Below are 17114 nucleotides of genomic sequence, written 5' to 3' on the forward strand. Positions count from 1 at the left end.
AATAGAGCGCTCGTGCGTTTACGCGTCGAGCGCGACGGCCTTCTCGAGAGTCTTATACACGTCACCCTTTTGCGCAGCAATGAGCTCGCATTTGCTGTGAATGAGCTTCGCATCCATCTCGATCTCGCGACCAAGGCCCGCAACTTCGCGCTTGGGCATGAAGAACGCGCGGAACTCTTCGAGGCGCTTTTCGGTATGGAACGCATGCCCGCAGACCTCGATGAAGGTCGTGAACTCCATGTCGCCGCCAACGGTTGCTTCGAGCCACTTCCAGTCGTCGCGCAGCCAGGTCCATGCAATCTCTTCGCCCGTGGGATTGCCCAAAACGGGCGCGAACCACATGCGCAAATCCTGCGGCTTAATCACATCGGCGCACTTAAAGTTCTTCAAAATCTCGTGAATCTGCGTGACATCACGCGTGGCGCACACAGCAGCGCGGGCATCATTCTTAAAGAGCGCGTCGGAGTTGTGCTGGTACGCGTCAATAAGGCCAGAGAAGAGCTCGCTGTTACCAAAGTGTTTCACTTCACACTTCAGCACGAGGCCGCGCAGATCCGCATCAAGCGACACGATGTCATCTTTGTGCTGCTCATAAATGCGGTGGAGCTCGGCAATCGTCTGTTTATTTTCGGCGTACAGCGACAGGGCAATGCAAATGGGGCGTGCGAGTTTATCGTCAATCGACTCGCCATCACGAGGTGCAAAACCAAGGCGCTCCACGTTGCTGACGCTGATGCGATCCGCGAGTACCTTGAGCAGACCTTCCTCGCGACTATCGGGATCGACAAACATGTCGAGCGTGTCGACGATCTCCCACAGTTTTGTCTGCACGATATGAGAAGTGCTGCCAGCCAGGCGCTCAATCAGCGGAATAATCTCGGCATAGGAAATGTAATGCGCCTTTGCAAGCAGCGACATATCTTGCAGCAGCTGCAGCTGGTCGATGCTGTCCAGGCGATCAAGGTGCTCAAGAATATCTGACAGGAGCGTTTCGTCATAGTGCACGATGAAGTGGGAATTGTTGCCCTGGTTCAAGCGAATGGGCAATCCCTGCTCGTCGCGAATTGCCTGGTAGTTGTCGATTTCAAGCGTTTTGGTGGTCATAAGCGAAGGAATCTTATCGCTCGTTGGAGCAAGAGGAATTTGCCACAGGCGGTTCTTCTCGGCATGCTCGCCAATGAAGAACTGTTGCTGGCTCAGCTTGAGGGTATTCTCGGCCAGGCACGCCTCGACCACGGGATAGCCAGGCTGTTCAAGCCAGGAATCCATAATGGTGCCCACGTTAAGGCCGCTCGCCTGCTCAAGGGCTGCCCACAAGTCAGATCCTTCGGCGTTGCCATACTTGTGCGTGTCGAAGTAGGCTTTGAGCCCACGGCGCATGTTGTCGTCGCCCAACAGCGCACGCACCATAACAAGCATGCGGGCACCCTTGGCGTACACGATAGCCGAGTCAAAAATGGCATCGATTTCGGCGGGGTCCTCGACCATCACATGCACCGACTGCACTCCATCGGTTGCGTCGCGACCCAGCGCCATGGGCGTGTCTGAGGTTTGGAAGACTTCCCAAATGTGCCAATCGGGCTCGATGGCGTCAATGGCGACATACTCCATCATGTTGGCAAAGGACTCATTGAGCCACAGGTTATCCCACCACTTCATCGTGACGAGGTCGCCAAACCACTGGTGTGCAAGCTCGTGCGCAATAACGGTTGCGACCCGCTGCTTGTTGGACAAAGAGCTATTGTCGGGGTCGAGCAGCATGTACGCTTCGCGGTAGGTTACCATGCCCCAGTTTTCCATAGCGCCTGCCGAGAAGTCCGGAAGCGCTACCTGGTAGGAATGCTCGAGCGGGTACGGCGTTTGATAATAGCGCTCGTAGAAGTCGATGCAGCGCGTGGCGATATCCAGCGCAAAGTCGAGCTCTTTAGCGGCATGTGCCTTGGTGCAGAAGGAGCCAATCTTAACGCCACTGGGCGTTGTGGCATATTTTGCTTGGAACTCGCCCAGCGCAAAGGCGAGCAGGTAGGTAGACATGCGCACGGTCTCTTTAAAGTAGTGCACACCGTCTTCGACGCGCTCTTCTGGCTGGTTAGAGATGACGATTTCGCTGGGTTTCTCGTCAAACTTAATGCCGAGGCTAAAGGTCGCTTTTGCGAGCGGCTCATCCACGCAGGGGAAGGCCTGGCGCGCGAACGTGGTTTCGAATTGGGTGCTGACCAGCTGTTTTTTAACGCCATCGTGCACATAATAGGAAGGATAAATGCCCATGAGCGAGTCAGTGAGCTTTGCCGAATAGCTGATCTCGAGCGTGAGCTCTCCTGTTTTGCCTGCAGCGACGGCCAGCGTTTCGCTCTGATCGCTCGCCTCAAACGGAACCTCGGCGCCGTCAACCAAAACGCGAGTAACCGTCAAGTACTTTTGATTGAGCTTGAAGTTTGCGTCTTTAGCCTCGCCTTTGATGCGCACGCGACCCGCAATCGTTTTATTGCTGCGGTTAATGTCGAGCACAATGTCATAATGCGAAGGCACAAACAGGTCGTACAAACGAGTTGAAACGCTCATAACTCACATCCTTTGTTCGAGAATTTTCTTGTCGAAATCATTGCAATACTTGTAAGTGTAACAAATGCGCCTCAACACAGAGCTGAGGCGCACGAAAGCTTGTCATACTACGCGGGTCTTCTCGCCAGAACGCGGACCAGCGCACTACTTCTTCTGGACATACTTCAAGCAGTCGAGGGTAACGGCCGCAAGAATAATGATGCCCGAGAACACAAACTGCAGGTTGGTGTCGATGCCCAAGATGGTCAACGAGTAGGTCAGCGCGGTGAAGATAAGAACGCCAATGGTGACGCCCGAAATCTTACCAATACCACCAGTAAAGGAGACACCGCCGACAACGCAGGCCGCAATAGCGTCCATATCCCAGCCCTGGCCGTAAGCAGCAGAACCAGAACCAACCATGCGGATGCACTCGAGCCAGGAGCCAAAGCCGTAGAGAATACCAGCCATAACAAAGGCGCCCATCATAACCCGAAAGACGTTGATGCCCGAAACGGCCGCGGCCTCGGGGTTGCCGCCGACAGCATAGAGGTTCTTACCAAAGGTGGTCTTGTTCCAGATAAACCAGACAATCACAATCGCGGCGATGGCCCACAGAATAATGGTGGGGAAGCCACCGACCTTGGGGATAACCATGGACGGAATGACGGGCTCGATGGCACCAAAGGAAACACCCTTTGTGGCATAGGTGATAATACCAAAGATAATGAGCATGTTTGCCATAGTCGAAATAAACGGATGCATCTTAAATTTGGCTGTAAAGAAGCCTGCAATAGAGGTAAATATGGTACTCAGCACGATGCAGGTAACGAGCGCCAAAAGAATGCGCACGGCGACGGGCATAGCCGTAAAGTCGAAGGCGATGCCGAAGACCTGACCTGTGTTAATGCCCTGGTGCATGATGATGGTTGAGGCGGTCATGCCCATACCCACCATACGACCAATGGAGAGGTCCGTACCAGTCAGCAAGATCAGCCCCGATACACCCAAGGCCAGGAACATACGAGGCGCTGCCTGCTGGAAAATGTTAATGACGTTGGTGTAGGTCAAAAGCTGCGTGCCGCCCTTAATGGCAGGTGTAAGAATGCACAACGCAATAAAGATGAGCATAATAACGATGTACAAACCGTTTTTTAGCAAGAACGAGCGCATGTTAAACGAGTAGCGGTAATTTTCCCACTTTTGCGCGTAGGTCTCGGCCAGCGTAAACTTAGACATGCGTAGCAGGTCAATGAGGTGATAGCGCCAGCTAAAAACATCGTGCTCATGATTTTTAATGTCCTGCAAGGTTTTTTGGTAGGTTACCTTTGCGTCGAACTGCTTGTTTTTATAGACGTACTTCTCGTCCTTAATCTCTTGCGCGTCCGTGAGCGTGGACATCACCTGAGCATGATCTTTTGCGAGTTGCGCAAGGCTTTTTTGGTAGTCTGCTTTGGCCTGGACTTTTTGCGCAGCGCACGAAAGCTTGACCTTGCTGAAGTAGTCCTTATCGAAATGCTGTGCCAAATAGCCTTCAGCATCTTTGATCAAGGCATCAATCTGAGCTTTGTGGTCCGCCTCGACACGCTTAGCTTCTTGCAGCTCGGTGGTGTACGAGCTCATGAGTTTTTGGCGCTCATCATGCGACATTGATTTGTCGCGCTTGGCCGACTCGATAGCGCTTTGCAACTCGATAACCTTAGTGGTGCCGTCAGCGCGCAGGTCATCAATTTTTTTCTGGATCGCGCCCACATACGATGCAATAGGTTCACGCAACTGTTTTTCGCCTGAAGGCTCAAGTATATTGGCTGTTGTTTGAGACATCTGCAACCTCTTCCTACAGATATTTTGCGCTCAGGCGCAAGAGTTCTTCTTGATCGGTTTGTTTGGTTTCGACAATACCTGCGAGCCTTCCTGCGGACATCACACCAATGCGATTGGTAATGCCTAAGATTTCGGGCATCTCGCTCGAAACGACAATAACAGTTGTTCCTTTTTTAGCCATGTCGATAATCAGCTCGTAAATTTCGTACTTTGCACCTACGTCAATGCCTCGGGTAGGTTCGTCCATCAAAAACACCTGCGGATAGCGCTCAAGCCACTTGCCAAAGATAACCTTTTGCTGGTTTCCACCAGATAAGCTGGAGATAAGATCGCTAGGGCCCATGGCTTTGGTATTCATAACCTTGAGTTCTTTTTGCGTGGCCTTAACCATCTTTTGATCAGAAAGCACCATCGCCGTTTTGTAATGATCGAGGTTGGCAATGGTGGTATTAAAGGTCAAGTCCCCTTTGAGGAACAGGCCATTTGCTTTTCGCTCTTCAGTAATCATGGCAAAGCCAGCATCCATTGCCTCCGCGGCACTGGAGAAGTTGCTTAGACGGCCACCAACGTACACGCGTCCCGCAGCACGGGTACGTACACCAAAAATGGTCTCGAGAAGCTCGGTTCTGCCTGCACCTACCAAACCATACAAGCCAAAAATCTCGCCCTTGCGCACCTCAAACGAAATGTCCTGCAGGTGGGGCTTGTACTTGGTAGAAAGATGCGTGATACGAACATAGGGATCACCTGGGTGGTTGTCGATCTCGGGAAAACGATTCTCGAGCGAACGACCCACCATGGCGCTGATAAGCTCGGCCATCGAGGTTTCGTTAGCGCGCTTGGTCATAACCAATTTACCGTCGCGCAACACGCTAATGTCATCACAAATCTGGAAAATCTCATCCATCTTGTGAGAGATGTACACTAAGGATATGCCCTGCTCTTTGAGCATGCGAATCATTTCGAAGAGTTTCTCGACCTCTTGCGCCATCAGCGATGAGGTAGGCTCATCCAAAACGATAATTCTTGCGTTGTACGAGATGGCTTTTGCAATCTCGACCATCTGGCGTTCGGATACGGACATGGTTTTCATGGGCTTGGTCAACTGCACCGTCATGCCCAAACGCCTAAAGAGTTCGTTAGCCTCTTTTTTCATGCGTGCTTCATCAACAGCACCAAATTTATTGAGCGGATAGCGCCCCAAAAACAAATTATCAACCACATTGCGCTCAAGACATTGGTTTAGCTCTTGATGAACCATAGCTACGCCGTTTTCCAGCGCGTCTTTAGGTCCGGAGAAGCTTACCTGCTTTCCATCCAGAATTATCGTGCCTTCATCTTTTTGATACGTTCCAAAAAGGCATTTCATCATTGTAGATTTACCAGCACCGTTTTCTCCCATAAGACCCATAACGGTGCCGCGACGAACATGAAGCGAAATATGATCGAGGACGCGGTTGCGGGCAAACGATTTGCTCATGCCTTCAATAGACAAAACAAAATCGTCAGTTGTCTGTTCCATTGCATCACTCCTCGTTATCAATAAACGCCGAGGGAGACAATTTCATCCCCCTCGGTTACGTGCGCTTATTTGATGTGCTTGGGACGTACATACACATCTAAGCTATAGGCTTTTGCAGCTTCGCCGCCTTTAAGCTGATGCAGCAACCTTACGCTGCCGTGGCTGCCTTAAGCTGCCTTACCAGCCGTGGCAGCAAAGCTGCAAGCATGGTACTTACTTCAACAGTGCTGTGTAGGAAGAACCGTTGTCGGTCTTCACCATGTTGATAGCAAATGCATCGTACTCGCTTGGGTTGCCAAGACGGTTGGTGATGTTGGACTCAGTCTGACCGTCGCCACCGATGTATTCAACCTTGAGGTTCAAAAGTTTGTCATACTTCTGAAGCAAGGGCTGATAGGTAGCACTCAGGAAGTTGTCTGCGGAGTTGTAGATGTTGAGCCAGACCTTCTTCTCGGGGTGCTTAGAAGCGTCAAGCTGCTTGGAAGCCTTCTCATATACAGCGGTTGCGTCGAGGAAGGTCTTGTAGTTGTCTGCAGTGACAGGCAAGTTCATGGCGTAGTAAGAACGCTGATCCTCTTTGTAGACGTAGTCCTTCTCTTCCAGAACGTTACCAGCGTCGTCAGCCTTGGAGATACCGGTGTTGATGTCTACGCCGTCCAAAGCATTGCGCAGCAAGCGCAGGGTGAGGTATGCCTGTACATCGGGGTGCTGAGAAATGGTTCCGCTGAAGCCCTCTGCAATAGCAGCCACAGCGTCGGAGTTGGCGTCATAACCAAAGGTCGGGATCTTCTCGCCCTTGGACCACTTATTGAACATGGACATGCCCATGCCGTCGTTGTTGGATACGACAATGTCAATCTGACCACCAAAGGAAGAGACCCATGCGGTAATGGCGTCGCCCGCGGTAGCGGCATCCCAGGTAGCGCCAGCGTTGTTCTTCATTTCCTTGGAAGCAAGCTCGCGAATGGTGTAGCTCTTGCCGTCAACGTCGACCTTACCGTCCTTTACGACGCTGCTCTTGCCGTCGGTGTTGACGCCAACGGGGTCAGAAACAACCTTGCCGTCCTTCTCGACAGCAGTGCCCAAGGCCTTACGAACGCCGCGAGTACGAGCAATGGAGTCGTTGTGGCCGATATCACCAATGGCAAGAACGTAACCAATAATGCCGTCCTTATTGCGGTCAAGCTCAGCAGCATGCTTCTTGATGTAGTCAAGAACCATTTGGCCCTGTGCATCGCCACCCTGGACAGCGTCAAAGCCGACGTAATAGGTATTCTTGTTGAACTTCAGGGTCGTCATGTCGAGCTCACCAGTGGTACTGTTGGACGGCTGACGGTTGTAGAATACGACGGGCTTCTCGTTATTAGCAACAGCTGCGCCACCCTTGGAGCCACCGCCGCTCTTATCGCCACAACCAACAAGGGAGGTGACTGCTACACTTGCTGCACCCATCGAGCACAACTTCATAAAACTGCGACGTGAAATAACCATAGGTTTTATCCTTTCCGCGCGCACAGATCACTGTGCAATCTTTGTTGTGCCGAAGCCTATTGTTGCGAATGGGCGTACCAATGGACACGCCAACAGGTGTGCCGACGGACGCATCAACGGACGTGTATGTACACCCACACAATAAGCCTCAGCGTATTCCGGAACCCATACCGGCCTTCTTTTGGAGACGATGCACGCATATATGCTCATATGTTGCAAACTTTTACATAAAGCCAGATAAAGGCGCATATCATCTCACACTTATATATGCTAATTGTATGTTCTCGTCTTGTGCGCGAGAATTTTAAGCTTTCGATGAGTGGTAGCTAGTTTTGGGAATTTGTACACTCACGACCGCTGTGGATAAAAAAACTCTTGACCATGTGGGAACTATGTGGATGTTCTTTCGCGCAGGCTACTCCTCGGGAAGCACATCCGATGCCGAGCGTGCCCAGCGCCTGCCAACAAGAAATGATTGCGCATCAGCCATCGGACTTCTCGACAGCAGATCCGCAAAGAAGCCGTACGCACCCTTGTCAATTTCGCAGTGCATAGGCCCATCGGGAGTGGCGCTACGCTGGATCTCGAACTGCAATGCGCCATCATGTTCGCCACAAAAGCATATGTAGTACTTATCGTCATCGATGCCGTCAGGCAAATGACCAGCGTTCATCGCTGAGCCAGCGATGCCTAGTTTTACAAGCTCGATGATCCTATCGTCGAGAGCCGCTTCACAGACGGCAACCTTATCGATAAACTCGTCGGGGGTTGTCACGATACGACGCGTGCTGCCGCCTGGACCCTCGCGATCGTCATCAGCATTGAGGTTCATAAACATCTTGCGCACGGCAGCCTTCATCTGATCGTTAGTGACAAAATAAATGCACCAACGCTGGTTAGGGCTTAAATATAGGCAGGGATGCAGCGTCCGTATTGAAGCACCGCAGGCTGCGCAAGTTTTTATAAAAAAGCTTTCGTCGAGAAGAGCACGGGTGAACTCAGGGTTTTCTTGCGCGTTCACGACGGACCAATAACTAAAGTCGCTCGATGAGCCGCATGCTGAGCAGATAAGTGTGTCCTGCTCGCTTTCGGAAGCAGCCCATGGATAGGGCTGTAGCATCATATAGTAGCTGCCTTTGGTTTTAGTGCTGATGTCCATGAAGTGTGCCCACTCAAAAAATTCGGCGTACCTGGCATCTGAAGCCGCAGGCTCCCAAGTGTCCACCGTATCGGCGTCGCCTGCGAGGGCACGCTCGGCCATATGGGTGGGGTCGGATACAATCTCCCAGTAGTCGGGATCACAGGGGTACAAATACGAGGTAAACTCATCGTCGTCAATAACGCCCTCGTACTCGGGATGCTCGGGCGAGCAAGGCCAATAGTAGCAGCGTCCTGGCGTTAAACCCTTAAATCCCACAGCCTGTTTACCGACGAATTTAACGATGGACCAATACTCTTTGCGATTGACGAGTTTCATGAACTCCGCGGCAATGGCAATCTCTTGTGATAGGTCGGGATCCTCGGACGCATACTGGTGTTGAAACTCGCGCAGGCGGGCGAAATACTGCATGTAGCTTTCATCGCGACGAGGCATGATGTAGGTCTCACGGCTGTCCAGCACGATGGGATAGTGTTCTGAGATGTGGGCGTCGGCCTCCACCAACTCTTCTGGCCATGCATACACTTCCGTTTTGTTCTTGCGAGCCCCTGGCAACAGACCATAGTGCTGGTGCTCGGGTGGAATGTACGGCTTGGCGGTGATTGCTTCCAGGTCGTCGGGAGCGGTGATTGGTTTTGCTGCGTTGTTTTGCTTGGGCTTGCCGTTCTTCTCGAAGTTTTTTGCAGATTGACTGGTCTTCTCGTTCATAGGACTTGCCTCCGTAGGCCGTTGTTTACGTGCGATGTTTGTTTTGAGCATCGGACACCGACGAACGCTGCGTCTTGCGTGCTTATATAAAGTATCTCATCACCCTTAGACACATCTGTTGTGCGGCGCGGCTGCGCGGGTGCTGAGCGCGGACAGACACATGCCTACAGCTGGCACTACGAATTTTTTCACAGAAAAGTGGCTGCTGACCTGCGTCAACAGCCACTTCTATACACACATTTTGTCCTATAACTCTAACTCGCGAGTCATCATGCGCTTAGTGCATTTGCTTCCTACCTACCTTGTTCAGACCCCACGCAGCTAGCATTACAGCAGCTACCGAGAAAATTCCCATTGCTGCGGCGGTGCTGTAATCCCCCGTTTTTGGAACGGTCGTCTTCTTTTTCGTCGTCGTTGGCACGGGATTTGGCTCTGGCTTTGGCGTTGGCGTTGGAGTCGGTGCTGGAGGGTTAGGTATTTCTACAACGTATTCCACCTGCGGAATTGGGAACGTGGAAGCATCTCCTGCTTTACCATTTGCGTCCACAGGATGCAGAGTTGCGCTTTCGTTTGTATTAAATACATGAGTGCCAGCTGCGGTTGGCACGTTGACGAGCTTTTCTTTGTAGTTTAACGTCACCGATGTTTTTGGATACACGGTTTCATTGATCTTCAATATCAGCTTTTCTTTGTTGCTATCTGCAGCATCCGTCTTCTTGTAGATCAGCTCGAAGCGATATGTATTGTCGGCCTTTTTACCAAATCCGTAATGAGCGTCATCAGCGCCAATGGTTGTATCTTCGATCTTCTCGGCACGTAATGTATCGTTTCCTGCCTTAAGGCTCATCTCTTTGCTGTCATTAACGAAGTCAAAGTCCTTGCCGATATAATCAACAACCGTCGAACCTGCGGCGACTTTCTCCAGCACTTCCTTTTCGAGCTTGGCAAAATCGGTATTAAGCTCTCCGTTATTAGAATTGCGGGCCAAATACTTCAAGAACAGCGAACCATTAAAGTCGGCTTTATTCTGGTAGTACACGTTCATCTGATAGCCAGTCTTGACCATCTCTTGAAACACATCATCAGCCTTTATGAACGCGATATCAATGTTTGCTGGGGCGTTGACATTAATGGGCGTGATTTTCTTCTCGCCACCCCAATATTTATATTCATATTGGCTCCAGTTTGCGGAAGTATCTTTCTCCTGCTGGCGGTAGTAATCGAGATATTCTCCCAGATATTGAATGCTTGGCTTAGGCTTATCTTTGTTGGCTGGATCTTCGAGTCTCCATGGCCATGCGCCTCCCATCGCATAAGAAAGAATGAAGTTTACATCAGTACCTGCGAACTTCTTCCAATTGTTTGCAAGATTGTATTCGCGGCTCTGATACTCCCAAATGCCGCCTTGCTTATCATTGCCATTTTTATACGGTTTATTGGTCGTAGGGTCGGTTTGCTTTGTAGGGTTACCGAAGGAACGTGAATATGGAATTTCGTATGCCTTTTTATCGCCTTCAGCTTTGTCATGGCAGTACAAGTATGTTGCACCATCGGTAATCAAGACAATGTGCTTATTTTTCGCGCTCACCGCTTTGTCATTATCGAGCATCTCTTTTGCGCAGAGAAGACCGGCGTGAAGATTCGTTCCTCTACCCCAAGAGCGGCCCAGCTTACTATTTATGGCATCATAACCAGTTACAATATCGGTCAATGGCTGCTTAGCATTTGCTCTTCCCGAGAACGAAACCACGCCAACTTTAATATTGAGTCCTTTTTCTGCTGCCTGGTTTTTTATTTCGCTTAGGAAGTTTTTAGCCATGGCAGAAATTCTCTCCTGATCACTCATGCCACTTTTATCCAGCACAAACACTACGTCATGTGCCAATACATCTTCCTTACCAGGAAACGAAAGGGACACCTTTGTGGTTAGCTTGTCATCCAGCTTTGTTGCTGTTTTATTATTCTTTTGCAACACTTCTTGCTGAGGGTCTTGTTTTGCTTCAGCTGCAAACGTCGGTATGGTTCCAAGCACCATTCCAAAAACGACTAAAAGAGCCGCTAGGAGTGCTATCCTCTTTTTTACTAATGCTTTCATCTTCTTACCTCTTTTACCTCTTCTGAATGAATGATTTCGGTCGAGTATTACCCCTATTGAGATATTTTTGAGAAAATTTGCACAAAAATAGGCACCGCCATACACCTAGCCATCAGGTATATAGCATTGCCTGTCGAGAAAAGCTCTGTTGTTATGAAAAGCTATGCAAAAAGAGACAGATTTACGCTGTCTGTCTGTCTGTCTGTCTGTCTGTCTGTCTGTCGAAAACAGCATGTTTCATCTCCATATAGACATCAACCCTAGTACATATCAGCACATATCGTTTTCAGACTATATTAAATATATTTAGTATATGATATCAGAGTGCAGTTGGGATGTAAACAGCAGCTCTAGCCGTTTTTAAGCGTTAGCACCATTTTTTACTGTTGAATACGAAAGTCTGGTCAGACGCATCTGTTGCGCAATACAGTGGTGCAGAGGCACATTCATGGTCGCAGCTGGCGTTGGATTTTTTAAAGAAAAGTGGCTGCTGACCCGCGCCAACAGCCACTTCTATACACACATTTTGTCCTATAACTCTAACTCGCGAGTCATCATGCGCTTAGTGCATTTGCTTCCTACCTACCTTGTTCAGACCCCACGCAGCTAGCATTACAGCAGCTACCGAGAAAATTCCCATTGCTGCGGCGGTGCTGTAATCCCCCGTTTTTGGAACGGTCGTCTTCTTTTTCGTCGTCGTTGGCACGGGATTTGGCTCTGGCTTTGGCTCTGGCTTCGGCTCTGGCTTCAACGTCGGAGCTGGTTCTGGTGTTGGGTTCGGCGCTGGCGGATTAGGAGCAGGCGGGTTTGGTGCTGGTGGTACTGGCGGCGTTGGCACCGCCTTGTTTTTGATCACCACGTCTTTGACGTCGGAACTAAGCGCCAGAAGCTGATCCTTCTCGGGCTTTACATAGCCGTCAGGAGTTTTGGTCTCACTGATCAGGTAATAGCCACGCTCCAAGGTCATATCCACTTTTGTTAGCTCACCAGTAGCGCTCTTTTGGCAAGGCTCGCCTTGTGCGTTGGTCACCAAGTCTTTGAGCTCAATGCCAGCTTTATTCTTGGCTATCGCGCCCTTTTTGCTATCGGCATTACTCTTGTAGAAGGTAAATTCTGCGCCCGCAAGTGGCGTACCCTTCTCGTCAACCTTTTTAAAGTTGATCGTCACATTCGTATCGGTTTGAGCACCGATGGTGGTTTCCTTTTTGACCGACTCAACAAGGTAGGTACCTTTTTGAGCATCTTCCATCTTCACTTTTTCGAACTCGATGGGCGTGCAGTTCTCGTCAATAGCGGGATCGCAGGTTGGAATGTCCTGGGCATAGTAGGTGGCCGCATTTTTGTAGATGGGGTTATTCTCTTTATCCAACAACGGAGAGGGCTTTACGACATCCATGTAGAAGTACAGCTGCAAAAAGCCACCTTTTGCATAGCCTTGTTGACGGAAGTTTTTGATTCGTAGCTTAAAACCTTTCGAAACCGTCGTATGAAGACCGCCAACGGCGTCAATTGTGGCCTTTTGCTCAGGCGTGAGCTCAGTGCCATGAAGCAGCTCAAACAAGATGTTTTTGGGCACAGTCGCCAGCTGATCGCTGGTATAGGTATCTTTGTGGCGAATAATGTCTTTGCGGTTGAACTCGAGATGCTTTTCCTCGTATTCCGCCATGCGCGGGTCACTGTCTTTAGCAGGGGTACCCGTCACAAAGTACACATCGTACAGCGTGGCTTCCATACGCTTATCTTCACTACCAGGTCCCACGTAGTTTGGATGACCTGATGTTAAGAATGCGGTCCCTAAGAAGGAATTCTCGGCATCGCTAAAGTACGCTTCAAAGCGTGTGCCATTAAAAGCGATGTTTGTGTCGGGCAGGTCGTAAATGACAAACTCATTCGAGTGGCTCAACTTAGTCGCAAGGCGCAAGTTGTATTTAAAAACGCTCTTGCCCTGCGTCGAGTCGGATGGCGTCATGAATTTTCCTTCGGTTTTAACGAATTTAACGACAACATCCGAACGCTTCGGCTTCAAAAACCTCAAGGTAAACGACTTGTTTTGCTTTTTGCCGTTGATGTACAGATCGTAGGTTTGCGTTATGTCGGTCTTATCGGGATTATTGAGAAAATAGTCACTCACATGAGAAGACTTATTCAGTGGCGTCTTAATATTCACCTGGAAGGAATACGTCGCCTGCTCGAAGGTTAGGGTACTCTTGAGCCCGTCAACCGCTAAGGTCGCCAGCTGCTTACCATGCTGATCGATAACCTTCGTGCCCGTGTTGTATTTGTTCAAATCGTGTTTGGCAAATCCAGCACCATCGCGAGGCTTGAGCTCAAACGACAAGGTATCGCCCTTTTGTACGGGTCCATACTTTGTGACATCGTAATCGATGCTCACCTGCATGGTTGTATTGTTATGAACATGTGCAGTAGCGTCTCCGCCTTCCTGCAATATGTTTTGATCCGCGTTAAGCACCTGCATCGAGATGATTTCCGCGGGAAGCTTCTTTGCTGCGGCGCGTGGCAGGTCTTGCGCATGCGCTTGGAACAAAAGCGCATTACTTATAAGACCGCCCACAAGCATGGCGCCAAGGAGGAGCAGCATCTTTTTAACGCGTTTGTTCATGTTACTCCAATCGCTCGTTTTCCATTGGTTTGTCGTTTACGTCACTATGTCGTTTACGTCACTATGTCGTTTACGTCACTACATCGTTTACGTGTCTAACGTACTTGCTTCTTAAAAGCCTTGCTCACACCCCACGCAGCTAGCACTACAGCAGCTACCGAGAAGATCGCCGGTGCTACAACCATACTATAATCGCCCGTTTTTGGCACAGGTAGCTTTGGCGACACCACGGGCTTCTCGACATTTTTAATGGTCTTGACCAGTGTCACGCCGTCATCGGCGGCCTTCAGTGGATCGTCGTTACCTGTGATAGTAAAGGCGCCCTTCACGCTTACTTCATTGCGCAGAACGTCAACCTCTTGGATCTCGTAGCTGTAGGCGTTGCTATCAGGGTCAGTAGCGGGCAGGTTCTTGATGCTATACACATCGTTTGCCACGCTTACCACGGGAGCTATATCCCGCTGCATGAGTTGACCCGAAACCAGCGCGGCGTACTTAAAGCTCAACACAGCGCCCGCTTCGTCGACCAAGCGGTTCGAGTTTCTCGTAAAGGTGAAGACCTTTTCTTGCTGAGTGGCCGTGTTCTTCATGATTAGTTTGAAGACGGGCGTGTACTCGTCAGCCGTCTTGCCCGCGGGAAGTTCCCACTGCTTAGTCACTTGCAGATTAACCAGCTTACCGAGGTAGGTGTTTTGCAAGCTAATATGACGCACGCCGTCTGCCTTCACTTCATCGCTTGTCACGGTACCTGCAAAATGCTCCGCCAAGGTTTGTGGCATGGTCTCTACGATTTCATAGCGCAATGCCACGCGCTTATCCTGCGGTTTTGCAAGTTCTTCGACCGTATACAGATCCAGACCCTCGAGCTTCAGGCTAAAGTTTTTATGCTCATCAACCTTGATGTCGCCTGGCTTCACGAGCTCAGAAAGCGGCTGTGTCTTAAGCTTCACAGAGCCCTGCCAGGTCACAAGACTTAAGTTCTGCAAAAAGGCGGGTACGTCCAGATCCTTCAGCAAAGAGGCTCCGCCGACCCATTGCTTACTCAGCGAAATCGACGTTTTGGGAACGATCTCGACCGTGCTGCCTGGAATGGTGTTAACCAGTGGCTTTTCGGTCGTGCCCAGTGCCTTGATTTTTACCTTAAAGCTCACTTCATAGCGTGACTCACCACGAAACGCGATCGCCTTATTAAAGTCAAACTCAGAAACCTTGTAGGGCGTGGCATCTTCCAGTGAAATCGTGCGTGTTGCGGTATCGTAGTTCGCGACAACATCCGTAGCAGGAGCGCCGTCGCGCGTAATTACAAAACTGTTGGGCACAAACTCAAAACGCTCGTCCAACACGTCGCTCACACGAATGGTTTGCGCTACACCGATGTCAGCATAGGTGGTAGAACTGCTTTGATATTTTGCGATAATGCGATAATCAACGGGTGTCGAACCCTTAAGTTTGAACTCGACCGTATCGCCCACTTTTGCAACCAGCTGCTGTGTTTCCTTATTGGTTGTAGGGTCAACAGCCACCTTGGTGATCGTGGCCTTTCGAGGCACCAGCAGATTGAACAAATATTTGTAACCTGTCAGCGCGATGGACTCTTTACTGTTATTAAAGCGAGTGGTATCGGTGCCGCCGCCAGGATTTGCCCATACCTCTTCCCCATTGCTTTGGCTCGTAGCGATTTTTATTTGCACCACACCATTGGTAAGCATGCGCAGCCTGTACTCTTTTTGCAGGTCCAAGCTCTGCTTATACTGCTCGGGCGCATCAAGAATTTTGATGCTGTACTCACCTGGCACAATCTTGGTAAAGCAGTTGGTCGGCAGGCCATAGGCATTGATTTCTTCGTGTGATTTTTCGACCAGCTTGCCCTGCGCATCATACAGCGCCAGTGAAAAACCATGTTTTGCATGCTTTTCGCCAAACTGCATATAGGTGACCTGCTCCATCGGGGAGATCAGCATGTACACTTTCTTACTCAGGGTGACGCGCAAAGTGTTGGTCTTCTCGTCAAACGTTTGTTTGGAGATGCCGTAATACATGTACTCTTTGGGAAGCGCACCAAGCCTGAGCTGGGCTTTTTCGTCCACATTGTTCGCGGTCACGTCAAAACTGATATCGCCTTTGGAAAACGGTGCCGTAATACGATGGGTGAGCTGCTGCTTTACCGCGCCCGTGACGGAAAACTTCCAGTCCGCGTCCAGATCGAGCATGTCAAAGGTGCGCTCGAGGACCACGTGAAAAACCTTGTTGGTGAGTTGCACTTTTTTGAGCGTCACCGTAATGCTTCCCTGCTTGAGCTCAGCGGCGTGAATGGTGTAAGGCACGTTGGTGCCCGCCTGGTTCATGGTGACAGACTTGTTGATGTTGTTTTGCGAAAGCACGATGTCGCTGCCGAGAAAATCGCCCTTCTCGTTATATTCCATGGGGGCGGACAGCTCATAGCCTGGCGTGGCTGGCGTACCTGGCGCGGAAGCGGACTTTTTAACCGTGCGCACAACGTCGTTACCTGTGGAATCACTGGTGAGAAGTTCGAGCGCTTTTGGCGTGCCCTCAACCGCGGCCCCTGTCGTATCCACAAAGCGCACGGGATAGCTTTTTTCTATGCGCTCCTTGAGGGTGACTTCGAAGCGGGCGTCGGCACCTGTGGTGGCTTTGGGCGCTGCCTTTACGGCGTCGCTTACGGGGGTACCCCCAAAAAATCCGCCCGGCTTGACGAGGCACACACGCTGAGGCGTGCCTATGGGCATATCGTCTGTATCCAGCCCAAACGCAACGACATACTTTTTGATGCCATTGTTGAGCGCCTCGGTCGAGACGATGTCGCTTGACGCGATTTTGTAGCTCCCTGCGTTCCAACCCTCGCCCACTTCAATCTCATACTTTGTCGCATCCTGTTTCGCGTAAATCGTAAAGTAGCACTCGACGGTACCACCTCGTGCGCCAGCAGCGGCACGGGCACCTAGACTGGTGGCGCTGCGCGTACTGCGACTAGCTGCGACATGGGCCGAACGACCAGCAGCAGCTTGCGCTGTCGAAAGCGTAAATACCGTAAAGCAGCATGTTACAAAGAGAAGACCTGCGAGAAATAGGTTGCGTTTTTTGTTCATGTGCGTACTTTCTCTTAAGGGGGCATGTCAAGGGCACGTCAAAGGCA

8 protein-coding genes are annotated in these 17114 nt (G+C 50.5%); all 8 read right to left on the minus strand.

Going from position 1 to position 17114, the window contains the following annotated elements; genetic code table 11:
* Positions 1-18 precede the first annotated feature (18 nt).
* On the minus strand, positions 19-2562 hold the full coding sequence (locus HMPREF3192_RS02395; protein ID WP_066305009.1) for a M1 family metallopeptidase: 2544 nt from the start codon (positions 2560-2562) through the stop codon (positions 19-21).
* Between the two features lie 144 nt (positions 2563-2706).
* Positions 2707-4365, minus strand: a complete 1659-nt coding sequence (locus HMPREF3192_RS02400; RefSeq protein ID WP_066305011.1) for a galactose/methyl galactoside ABC transporter permease MglC — start codon at positions 4363-4365, stop codon at positions 2707-2709.
* 13 nt (positions 4366-4378) lie between these two features.
* Positions 4379-5887: a sugar ABC transporter ATP-binding protein gene (locus tag HMPREF3192_RS02405; protein WP_066305014.1), complete on the minus strand. Its 1509-nt coding sequence runs from the start codon at positions 5885-5887 to the stop codon at positions 4379-4381.
* Between the two features lie 213 nt (positions 5888-6100).
* On the minus strand, positions 6101-7378 hold the full coding sequence (locus tag HMPREF3192_RS02410; protein ID WP_066305016.1) for a substrate-binding domain-containing protein: 1278 nt from the start codon (positions 7376-7378) through the stop codon (positions 6101-6103).
* A gap of 415 nt (positions 7379-7793) precedes the next feature.
* Positions 7794-9245, minus strand: a complete 1452-nt coding sequence (locus HMPREF3192_RS02415) for a CpXC domain-containing protein (RefSeq protein WP_066305017.1) — start codon at positions 9243-9245, stop codon at positions 7794-7796.
* 277 nt (positions 9246-9522) lie between these two features.
* A complete protein-coding gene (locus HMPREF3192_RS02420; protein ID WP_082715575.1) occupies positions 9523-11340 on the minus strand; it encodes a vWA domain-containing protein in 1818 nt (605 codons plus the stop codon).
* 562 nt (positions 11341-11902) lie between these two features.
* Positions 11903-13960, minus strand: coding sequence for a prealbumin-like fold domain-containing protein (locus HMPREF3192_RS02425; protein WP_066305023.1), 2058 nt, complete (start codon positions 13958-13960; stop codon positions 11903-11905).
* Positions 13961-14055: 95 nt separating this feature from the next.
* Entirely contained in the window at positions 14056-17067 is a 3012-nt protein-coding gene (locus HMPREF3192_RS02430) for a hypothetical protein (protein WP_066305024.1), read from the minus strand.
* Positions 17068-17114 lie beyond the last annotated feature (47 nt).

The sequence above is a fragment of the Atopobium deltae genome (assembly GCF_001552785.1).
Classification (GTDB): Bacteria; Actinomycetota; Coriobacteriia; order Coriobacteriales; family Atopobiaceae; genus Atopobium; species Atopobium deltae.

What these genes read in the sequence shown, in the direction of transcription:
- HMPREF3192_RS02395 (WP_066305009.1), bottom strand. Translation starts at nt 2,562, where the DNA reads ATGAGCGTTTCAACTCGTTTGTACGACCTGTTTGTGCCTTCGCATTAT.
- HMPREF3192_RS02425 (WP_066305023.1), bottom strand. Translation starts at nt 13,960, where the DNA reads ATGAACAAACGCGTTAAAAAGATGCTGCTCCTCCTTGGCGCCATGCTT.
- HMPREF3192_RS02405 (WP_066305014.1), bottom strand. Translation starts at nt 5,887, where the DNA reads ATGGAACAGACAACTGACGATTTTGTTTTGTCTATTGAAGGCATGAGC.
- HMPREF3192_RS02410 (WP_066305016.1), bottom strand. Translation starts at nt 7,378, where the DNA reads ATGGTTATTTCACGTCGCAGTTTTATGAAGTTGTGCTCGATGGGTGCA.
- HMPREF3192_RS02415 (WP_066305017.1), bottom strand. Translation starts at nt 9,245, where the DNA reads ATGAACGAGAAGACCAGTCAATCTGCAAAAAACTTCGAGAAGAACGGC.
- HMPREF3192_RS02430 (WP_066305024.1), bottom strand. Translation starts at nt 17,067, where the DNA reads ATGAACAAAAAACGCAACCTATTTCTCGCAGGTCTTCTCTTTGTAACA.
- HMPREF3192_RS02420 (WP_082715575.1), bottom strand. Translation starts at nt 11,340, where the DNA reads ATGAAAGCATTAGTAAAAAAGAGGATAGCACTCCTAGCGGCTCTTTTA.
- HMPREF3192_RS02400 (WP_066305011.1), bottom strand. Translation starts at nt 4,365, where the DNA reads ATGTCTCAAACAACAGCCAATATACTTGAGCCTTCAGGCGAAAAACAG.